General features: G+C 62.1%; 5 protein-coding genes and 1 pseudogene. 4 read left to right on the top strand and 2 right to left on the bottom strand.

The genetic code is table 11. The annotated features are described in order from the left end of the window. The first annotated feature begins 17 nt into the window (after nt 1-17). Complete coding sequence (locus ACB030_RS09970) at nt 18-3,971, top strand: VCBS domain-containing protein (protein ID WP_371159442.1); 3,954 nt, start codon at nt 18-20, stop codon at nt 3,969-3,971. A 205-nt stretch (nt 3,972-4,176) separates the two neighbouring features. Here ACB030_RS09970 and mdtH read toward each other — a convergent pair whose 3' ends face one another. Continuing rightward, nucleotides 4,177-5,370, bottom strand: a complete 1,194-nt coding sequence (gene mdtH / locus ACB030_RS09965) for a multidrug efflux MFS transporter MdtH (RefSeq protein WP_171273283.1) — start codon at nt 5,368-5,370, stop codon at nt 4,177-4,179. Between the two features lie 207 nt (nt 5,371-5,577). Between mdtH and ACB030_RS09960 the strand changes: the two genes are divergently transcribed. Further along, nucleotides 5,578-6,477 (top strand): LysR family transcriptional regulator, encoded by a 900-nt coding sequence (locus ACB030_RS09960; RefSeq protein ID WP_371159440.1) that lies wholly within the window; start codon nt 5,578-5,580, stop codon nt 6,475-6,477. A gap of 48 nt (nt 6,478-6,525) precedes the next feature. Here ACB030_RS09960 and ACB030_RS09955 read toward each other — a convergent pair. Beyond that, nucleotides 6,526-8,290: pseudogene (locus ACB030_RS09955) on the bottom strand (M4 family metallopeptidase). Between the two features lie 347 nt (nt 8,291-8,637). Here ACB030_RS09955 and ACB030_RS09950 point away from each other — a divergent pair. Both ACB030_RS09950 and ACB030_RS09945 read left to right on the top strand, forming a co-directional pair. After that, on the top strand, nt 8,638-9,198 hold the full coding sequence (locus ACB030_RS09950) for a GNAT family N-acetyltransferase (protein WP_025325892.1): 561 nt from the start codon (nt 8,638-8,640) through the stop codon (nt 9,196-9,198). 61 nt (nt 9,199-9,259) lie between these two features. Continuing rightward, nucleotides 9,260-9,811 (top strand): GNAT family N-acetyltransferase, encoded by a 552-nt coding sequence (locus tag ACB030_RS09945; protein ID WP_371159450.1) that lies wholly within the window; start codon nt 9,260-9,262, stop codon nt 9,809-9,811. The last annotated feature ends 70 nt before the right edge of the window (nt 9,812-9,881 follow it).

Genomic DNA, 9,881 nt, shown 5'->3' with positions numbered 1-9,881 from the left:
ACGACGCGGTGCAGGGCATGGGCGGCACTGACAGCGTCACCCGCAGCTTCACCGTGCGGGCCACCGGCGCCGACGGCGAGACGGTGGATCAGGTGGTGACCATCACCATCAACGGCACCGAAGACGCGCCGATGATTGCCGGCACCCACATCGGCACGGTCAAGGAAGACACCACGCTCAGCACCAGCGGCACCCTGACCGCGACCGACGCCGACAGCGCCGACAACACGCAGACGTACAGCGTGCTGCCCGGTGGCAGCAGCGATCTGGGCAGCTTCAGCATCGACGCCAGCAGCGGGACCTGGACCTACACCCTGAACAACGACGCGGTGCAGGGCATGGGCGGCACTGACAGCGTCACCCGCAGCTTCACCGTGCGGGCCACCGGCGCCGACGGCGAGACGGTGGATCAGGTGGTGACCATCACCATCACCGGCACCGATGACCTGCCGGTCATCTCGGTCGACATTGGTGCGGTCACCGAGGGGGACCTGACCCCGGTGACCGGCACCCTGACTGCCAGCGATGCGGACAACCCGGGCCTGACCTTTGTGGCGGGCGAGGAGAGCCGCGACTACGGCAGCTTCAAGGTGGGGACCGATGGCAAGTGGAGCTTCGTGCTGGCGGATAACGCCGTGGTCGATGCCCTGGCTGCGGGCGTCAAGCACGTTGAGTTGTTCACCGTGGAGCTGAGCGATGGCTCGACCACCACGGTCACCATCACCATCACCGGCACCAACGAAGCACCGACGGCCACAGGGGGCCACAGTACTGGGCAGGAAGATGAGCCTCAGGTGCTGACTTGGGACCAGTTTGGTGCCCGCGACGAGGATCATGACAAGTCGGCTCTGAGCGTGCAGATCAACTCCCTGCCGCTGAATGGCACTCTCCAATACTTCGATAAGGTTGCGAAGCAGTGGGTTGCCGTGAAGGTGGGGGATCTCATCTCCTACGCCGAGGTGAATGCGGGCCATCTACGCTTCGTGCCCGGCCTGCACGAATCGAGCAACGACGCCGACAAGGGCAGCGGTGAGGACGTCGGCAATATGAAGGATGACTACGCCAGCTTCGACTTCCAGATAAGCGATGGTGTCAATGTCAGTGACGAAGCCAAGTTCGTTATTGATGTCACGCCCGTTGTTGATGGCGTGGGCCTCAAGGTTGAACTGGTGAGTGGCGGTCTGATCCCGGGGGCGAAGGTGGAAGAGATCCTGGACTCCCTGCAAGGCCAGACTCCATCATTGAAGCCGACCGAGGGGAATGATTATCTGGTTTCCAGCGATGGTAATTCGGTGAATGGTGGGGCCGGCGACGACATCCTGATCGGTGGGGGCAGTGCTGATCAGCTAATTGGCGGTGACGGGGATGACACTTTGATCGGGGGCAAGGATGCAGCCTCGGTCAATCTGGATGGGGGTGATGACGAGGATACGCTTATCTCTCAGAACCTGAAGGCAAGCACCTCCTATTACGGTGGTGATGGCCAGGATGTTGCCTATGTGCCCGGTTCGAGGAATTCGCTGCAGCTGGTCACGACCGGTTTGCCCAACGGCTGCAACTACCGGCTTGTCTATACGGACCCTGTCACTAATAAGGTGGTGGCCAACCATGACTTCTACGATGTTGAAACCCTCTATCTGCAAGATGGCAAATACGAGTTTGGCGATGATGGGCTGAGCAAGGTTGCCGACTTTGCAACCCTGAAGATAGATGTGGATTTGAAAGATAGTGACGGTAGCGAGCGCTTTACCGATTTAACTATCACTGGGCTGCCGCCAGGGGCCACGCTCTCCGGTGGTACTCAGGATGCCGAAGGCAACTGGACGGTGCCAGCCAGCATGCTGGATCAGGATGGCAAGCTGTCGCTGCAGGTTGAGCTGCCGTTCGGCAGCAAGGATTTCATCATCACCGTCAAGGCGGGCTCGCAAGAGTACGACATGGATGGTCAACCTATTTCGGGTGAAGTGGACTATACCGAGGCAGATGTCGGCGGCATGATGACATCGGCTAACCCGAACGGTGACAACACCGTTGCTGGCGGCGGTGGCGATGATGTGGTGCTGGGGGATATAGGTGGCCTCAAGACAACGGTTGAGCCTGGCAAGAACTACAATATCGCGCTGATTGTGGATACCTCCGGCAGTATGGCAGATGGCCTGAATGGGGATGAGAGTGGTCAGGATCGGATGACATTGACGATCAATGCACTGAAATTGTTGGCCCGTCAGCTGGCCAACCACGATGGTGTGGTTAACGTGTCGCTGATCAGTTTCGCCAGCAGCGCCAGCACGTTGACATTCAATAATCTGGACTCGGGTAATCTGCAGAGTTTGATCGACGCAATCGAAGACTTGTCTGCCAATGGTGGGACCAACTATCAGGATGCCTTCATCAAGGCGACCGCGTGGTTCAAAACCAATCCGGGTAGTACCTCTGAGGGGGAGTTCGAAAACCTGACCTACTTCCTGACCGATGGCGATCCCACGACGTACAACGATGACAAGTCAAAGACCGGCAGTACCACTAATCATGACGACATGCAGAAGGCCATTGACGCCTTTGCACCCTTGTCTGGGTTAAGTGAGGTCAAGGCGATTGGCATAGGTACCGGTGTGACGGAGGGTAACCTGAAGTATTTCGACAATACCCAGGTGACCGGTTCGGGGAGTAAGTATCGTCAGGTAATAACAATCGATAACTTCTCTAACGATAGCGGTATCTGGGGCACATCCACCTGGAGCAAGAGCGGTAATGGTGCTGTCTCTGTTTCGGACGGCAAGCTGCGCTTGACCGATTATGACGGTGGCGGTGCGTCGGTCTTTAACAGTGCAGCGCTGGCGATGACGGCAGGGAGTAACATCCGCTTTGGGTTGGCCAAGGGTAGCGATTTCTCCTCCAAAGACAGCTTCTCGGTGCAACTGCAACGCTTGCATGGCTCGACCTGGGTCAATGTCGGCAGTGCCGTGAGTCAGACCGGGACCATCGACAGTGGTCCTCTGGCCGCTGGTGATTATCGCTATGTCTTTACCTTGAATGATGACCGATGGTGGGATGATTCGTCGGCCACGCTGGTGATAGATAACCTCGACAAGGTGACCAATCCGCCGATCGGTCAACCCGATATTATCACCAAGCCTGAGGATCTTAATGCCGTGCTTGTGGGTGACTCGGTGACGAACACTCCCGCAGAGGTGGGCTCGGATACGGTCAATGGCGGCGCAGGCAACGACATCCTGTTTGGCGATGCCATCAATACCGATTATCTGCCCTGGGGCGAGGCGGGCAACCCGGCCAAGCCGACGGACTGGGTCGATGGCAAGGGATTGGATGGCTTGACTCAGTTCCTGACCTTGAAGAACGGCTATGCCTCCAGCACCGTAGAGCTGTACGAATACATCAAAGACAACGCCAAGTCATTTGATGTGGCGGGTGATACTCGTGGCGGGCACGACAAGCTGTATGGTGGCCTGGGAGATGACATCCTCTTCGGCCAGGGAGGTAACGACGAACTCTTCGGTGAGGCTGGCAACGATACCCTCTATGGCGGTACCGGCAACGACACCCTTGTCGGTGGGCTTGGCAACGACACCCTTATCGGTGGGCTGGGCAACGACGTTCTCGAGGGGGGTGAGGGGGCCGATACCTTCGTCTGGCAGAAGGGGGATACCGAGGCTGGCAAGGTGGCCAAGGACTATGTGGTCGACTTCTCCACATTGGAGGACAAGCTGGATCTGAGCGACCTGCTCGACCCCGATGGCAACCAGGATCCGGACTCCCTGAGGAGTCTGCTCTCGGTGTTCGAGGACACTGACGGGGTGCGCCTGGAGGTGAAGGAGAGCAGCGGAGCGCAGGTGACTCAGGAGATAGTGCTGATGAACCACACCTTCGAGAGCCTGACCGGGGTCTCGGGCTCCACGGCCGACGAGGTCATCAACTACATGTTGCAAAGCATGCTGGATATCAACAAGTAAGTCGGCCATAGGCCAGACAAAAAGCGGCAGAGCAATCTGCCGCTTTTTTATGTGCGCCATTCGGCTTGTGGGGTGATGGAAAGTGGGGCGAAGAAAAGAGGGGCAGGCGAGGGGAGGGCGTCGCCGACCCTGTGTTGCCGCATAAAAGAAGGGCGCCGACTCGAACGAGGGCGCCCCGGGATCATCCGCATTGCGTGCTCAAGGATCAGGCATTGACCTGGGCCAGACGGGAGTCGCGCTGAAAGCAGTTCACCAGCAGCAGCAGGGTGGTGACTCCCACGGTGCCGAGCACCAGCCAGGGCAGCCAGGGTTGGCCCTGGGCCGTGGCGTAGTCGTGCAGGGCGCCGCCCCCCACGTAACCCGTCATGCCCCCCAGCGCCAGACCCAGGCGACTGAAGCCCATGTAGCTGCCGCGCGCCCCCGGTTGGGCCAGCTTGGTCATGAGGGTCTCCCGCGCCGGTTCGGCGATGACGATGCCGAGATAGAAGCAGGCCAGCAGCAGGAAGACGGCGGGCAGGGTGGTGGCAAAGGCCACCAGCCCTATGCCGGCGGTCATCAGCAATACCCCCGCCATCAGGCGGTTCTCCAGCTTGAAGTGGCGCTCGCCGTAACGGGCAAGGGGGTAGAGCAGGGCCAGGGAGATGGCCGTCTCCAGGGTATACATCCAGCCTACCGCCGTGGTGCTGCCCGCCATCTGCTTGACCAGGATGGGGAAGATCAGCATCACCTGCACCCAGAGCGCGTAGTAGCCGCTCAAGATCAGCACCAGCCGGCAGAAGGCCTTGTCTGCCAGCACCTGGCCGAGGCCGGTCCGGATCGGTGTAGGCCGCAGGGAGAGCTTGTAGGGGGGCAGGATCAGCAGGTTGCACAGGGCCGCGCAGACAAAGAGGCCGGCCCCCAGCAGGCAGACATATTCAAAGTCGAAGTTCAGCAGCCAGCTGCCGAGCAGGGCCCCCACCACGGCGCCGGCGCTCTCCAGCATCATCAGCAAGGAGATGTAGCGGCCGCGCTCACGCGGGCGGGTGAACTTGATCACCAGGGCGGCGCGGGGGGGATCGAACAGGCAGCCGCCGAGCCCCGAGATGATGCAGGAGAGGATGAGTTCCAGCCCGGTCTGGGCATAGGCCAGGCTGGCAAAGCCCAATGCCCGCAGCAGCATGCCGCAGACGATGAGGGGGCGAGCCCCGAACTTGTCGGCCAGCGAGCCACCGAAGACCCCCAGCCCCTGCTGGGTCAGCTGACGCAGGCCCAGCGCCAGCCCGACCACACCGGCGGCCCAGCCAAGCTGATCCACGAACCTGAGGCTTATCATGGGCATCACCACGAAGAACCCCAGGATCACCAAGAGGGAATCCAATGCCAAGAACCACCGCCCCAACCGCCTCGCCCGCTCCACCATGACCCTGATACCCCTGCTTGCTTCGATGACATTATCGTTGTGTGTTGATTGTCCGAATCGCGGAGTGACCAAACTGAGCCAGGGGCGACGATAAGTCCCTGACTCGCTGGCGTTCTGCCATTTCACGACCATTGATGCTGCTATTCTGGTGGGGCTCCAGATATAGTGGTAGCCGACAACTGGCTATATTTCATATTGGATTTGGTTATGGCTATTACACTCGATGATTTGCAATTGCTGCTGGATGTGGCCAACCGTGGCAGCTTCAGCAAGGTGGCGGCCATTCGCGGCTGGTCACAACCCATGGTGAGCCAGCGGATCGCCGTGCTGGAGCAGGAGCTGGGCCAGTCCCTGTTCCGCCGTCACCGCCGTGGCGCCACCCCCACACCGGCCTGCGAGCAGTTCCTGCCGGCCGCCACCAGTGCCCTGAGTGCCCTGGAAGGGGGACGGCTGGCGATGCAGGGGGCGCCCGCCTTGCCGCGGATCCGGCTCTCCTGCCTTCCCTCCCTGACCACTGTGGTGTTTGGCCCCCTGCTGCTGGCCCTGGTGGACGAGGCGTTCGAGATCCGCTGCAGCACGGATCACTCCGGCGTCATCATGCAGGAGCTGCTGACCGGGGAAACCGACGTCGGCTTCATCCTCAAGTGTCCCGCCATCGCGGGCATCCAGCTCGAGCTGCTCTATCGCTCCCCCATCATCGCCGTGGCCTGCGCCACCCATCCGCTGGCCGGACGGCAGGGGCTGACCCTGCAGGACATCGCCAACGAGCGGCTGGCCCCCCAGCAGTGGGGCACCGGCTGTGACGAGCTGATCCTGCAGCTGCGGCTGCTGCGCCAGGTGGCGAGCCCGCTGCACGCCATCCAGCCCGCCAGTGCGGCGCGGGAGCTGGCGCTGGAGCATGGCTTCATCACCCTGATGCCGGCGCTCGCCATCACCCGGGACCTGGAGTTTGGCCGTCTGGTGAAACTGGATGTGACGGATCTGCCGCCGGATCACTGGGACGTGATGATGGCCTGGCGTAGCGGCAAGCGGCCCAATCCCGCCAAGGAGCGGGTGCTGGAGGCGGCGCGCACCCTGGCCCGGCGCTGGTCGGGCAAGCCCGCATGAAAAAAGCGCCGGACAAGTCCGGCGCTCTCCCTTCACTGACATTCGGGATCAGTAGCTGGCCTTGAGGCTCACCCCCGAGAAGGCACTGAAGCCGCTCAACTGCACGTGCCAGGTGCCCGCCTTGGGCGCGTTCAGGGTGCAGGTCTCGGCGTTGCCGCTCTTGTAGGGGCGGCAGTCATAGCTGTTGCTGGTCGGCTCGCTGCCAAATTTCACGTAGAGATCCGCATCCCCGCTGCCGCCGCTGCTGGTCACCACCAGCTGGCTTCTGCCGGCGGGCACCTCGATGGTGTAGTTCAGCTTGCCCCCCTTGGTGGCGGTGAGATTGGTCACCGGCACGCCGTTTTGCAGCACCTTGCCGGGTTGGGGCGTGGCGCCGCAGCTGGCGTTGACCCCAACCGCACTGAAGGCAGCCGCCACGTCGGTCAGGCTGTAGCCGAGATCGGTGGCCGCCCTGGTCACGCCGCAGGCGCCCTGATCGAAGGTGGTGTTGGGGCCCCAGTAGAGGCGGTTGGCCAGCACGAATACCTCGAATGCCTTGCGGGTGTGCCAGCCGTTGGTGTTGGCCAGCAGGTAGAAGGCGCGGTTGTAGACCCCGGAGCTGTGGTGCACGTCGATGCCGTCATAGTAATCGCTGGCGTGGCCGATGGAGCTGCCGTCCCGGGTCGGATCCTCGAAGTAGCGCAGGGAGCCGTTGCCCTTGAAGATCTGGGCCCCCACCAGCCAGTCGTTGCTGCCCTTCATGTAGTTCTCGGCCGCTTCCCCCGCCATGTCGGAGAAGGCCTCGTTGATGCCGCCCGACTGACCGGAGTAGACCAGGCCCGAGTTCTGCTCGGTGAAGCCGTGGCTCACCTCGTGGGCCGCCACGTCCAGGCTCACCAGGGGGTAGAAGGTGGTGGCGCCGTCGCCGAAGGTCATCTGGCTGCCGTCCCAGAAGGCATTCTCGTAGTTGCGGCTGTAGTGCACCCGCATCTTGAGCTTGAAGCTGAGCGGCGCCGTGTTGTACCAGTTGCGGTACATGTCGAACACCACGTTGCCGAAGTAGTGGGCATCGTTGAGCGGGGAGTAGGCGCCGTTGATCTCCTTGACCGTGTTCTCCGGGCAGCTGAACTGGTGCACGGCGCCCCCACTGGTGGCGTGATTGAGGTTGATGGTGTCCACGTTGGTGCTGCTCATACGGCAGCTGTCGTCCACCTTGAGGGAACCAAAATCGGCGCCATAGAAGTACTTACCGGTCTTGAGGTTGCCCCCCGGGCCTGTGGCGTCCTGGTGGTTGATCCCCTCCCAGCGCTTGAGCTCGCTGCCGGTCTGGGCATCGATCATCACGAAGGGGCGGCTCGGCTCCTTGCTGGCGGCGAGCCAGGAGACCAGATAGACCAGCCTGGCCGGTCTCATCCTGCATCACGAACAGTTTGACCTGTTCGTTGCTCCCCTTGGCGCCGCTGCGGGCCTTGAGGGCGGCGTCACTGGCAGAGAGGGCGACGGCCGGGCCCGTCAGGTCGGCATCGATCTTGCGCAGCATGGTGCCGGACACCTGTTTGACCTGGCCCCCCAGAGCCTGATCGGCCACCAGCGCCTGGCCCCACACCGGAATGCCCTGCCAGGTTTGCTCATAACGCACTCGCTGCTGGCCATTGGGCAGCGTCACCGCTCGCACCTGGCGAAACTCGCCATCCCCTGCGGCGAGGGCGCCGATCTTGGCTGCGCCGCTCATCGCGCCGGGCAGGTCGGAGACCTGGTTCACTTCCACCTGTTCTGCCGCCATGGCGGCGCTTCCCCAGCAGGCCAGCATGACGGCCAAATAGACTTTGTTCATCTCGTCTTTCCTTAGTCGATGAAGATTACACGCCGGGTCCGTTGCCCGGCGCTCTTACACTAGTGCGCCGCTCTGAAATAACTGCCTGTCATTTGTGACAGAGCAGCATAAAGGCGCAGCAGATCTGACTATTGCCATCCGTGACTGCTGAAAGTCGTCATTAACCTGGTGACTTGTGCCAATGAAAGGGCTGATTGCTGCAAGGCTGAAAATAGTGCCCAAATGGGCACATCCATATGGGGATTGCCTGCGGGGGAGAGGCGCTGAAAGTCCTTGGCAAACAAGGGATTGATTGACTACATTGGCTCCCATGACGGTGGATGCCGGACCAAAGGCGGGGAGGTGCAATGTTTTCATGGCAACTGGATGACGAGCTGGCGCTCCTGTTTCTGCAACCCGACATGGCCAGCGAACTCTTTCGCCTCTGCCAGCGCAATCGCGACTATCTCTCCCAGTGGCTGCCCTGGGTGCCCCATATCCAGCAGCCCTCCGACAGCGCCACCTTCATTCGCCACGCCATCGAGAAATTTGCCCGGGGCGAGGGGCTGACCACCGCCATCGAGTATCAGGGGGAGGTGGTGGGCGTCATCGGTTACAACCAGATCGATCAGGGGCTGGCCAAGGTCAGCATCGGTTACTGGCTGGCGGAGCGCTGGCAGGGCAACGGCATCATCACCCGGGCCTGTCAGGCCTTGATCCATCACGCCTTCGAGGAGATGGGGATGGAGAAGGTGGAGATCAGCGCCGCGCTGGAGAACGAGCCCAGCCGGGCGGTGTGCGAGCGGCTCGGGATGCAGCAGGAGGGGATCACCCGGCGGGCGGAGCGGCTGGCGGACAGGGTGGTGGATCACGTCCACTACGGTCTGCTGCGAGATGACTGGCTCAGGTTGCGGGAAAGGGATCACTGATGGGGCCCCGACCCTGCCAGGTCGCTGGCGCCCTGCCTGGCCAGCATGGGGAGGCACTGTGCTGACCCTGCCCCATATCACCACGGCCCGTACCCGGCTGACCGTCCTGCCCCCGGAGCGGGCCGAGCTGATGCTGGATTTCTATCGGCGCAACCGCACCCATCTGCAGCCCTGGGAGCCGAGACGGGACGAGAGCTTCTATACCCTGGGTCACTGGCAGGGGCGGCTGCGCGACGGTTACGGCCAGTTTTTCGACGGCAGCGCCGTGCAACTGGTGGCGCTCGATCCCAAAGGGGAGCGGGTGCTCGCCACCTGCAACTTCACCCACATCATGATGGGCATGTTCAAGGCATGCCATCTGGGTTATGCCATCGACCAGGCCCATGAGGGGCAGGGGCTGATGCAGGAGGTGGTGGCCGCCGGCATCGACTACCTGTTCCGGGAGCGCGACCTGCACCGCATCATGGCGAGCCATATGCCAGCCAACCTGCGCAGCGGCGCCCTGCTGGCGCGTCTCGGGTTCGAGCGGGAAGGCTATGCCCGGGACTATCTGATGATCAATGGCCGCTGGGAGGACCATGTCCTCACCGCGCTGCTCAATCCGGCCGGTTGAGGAGTCGGTGGCTTTCTCCGGGCGGGGCCAGCCCCTCGTCAAGCCGTCGGCGCAGGCCGTCCCGGATCCT

This window comes from Aeromonas sp. S16(2024), from assembly GCF_041403065.1.
Taxonomy (GTDB): Bacteria; Pseudomonadota; Gammaproteobacteria; order Enterobacterales; family Aeromonadaceae; genus Aeromonas.
Note: the sequence above shows the minus strand (reverse complement) of the source record. Positions and strands in the feature narration are given on the sequence as shown.

What these genes read in the sequence shown, in the direction of transcription:
- ACB030_RS09970 (WP_371159442.1), top strand. Translation starts at nt 18, where the DNA reads ATGGGCGGCACTGACAGCGTCACCCGCAGCTTCACCGTGCGGGCCACC.
- mdtH (WP_171273283.1), bottom strand. Translation starts at nt 5,370, where the DNA reads ATGGTGGAGCGGGCGAGGCGGTTGGGGCGGTGGTTCTTGGCATTGGAT.
- ACB030_RS09950 (WP_025325892.1), top strand. Translation starts at nt 8,638, where the DNA reads ATGTTTTCATGGCAACTGGATGACGAGCTGGCGCTCCTGTTTCTGCAA.
- ACB030_RS09960 (WP_371159440.1), top strand. Translation starts at nt 5,578, where the DNA reads ATGGCTATTACACTCGATGATTTGCAATTGCTGCTGGATGTGGCCAAC.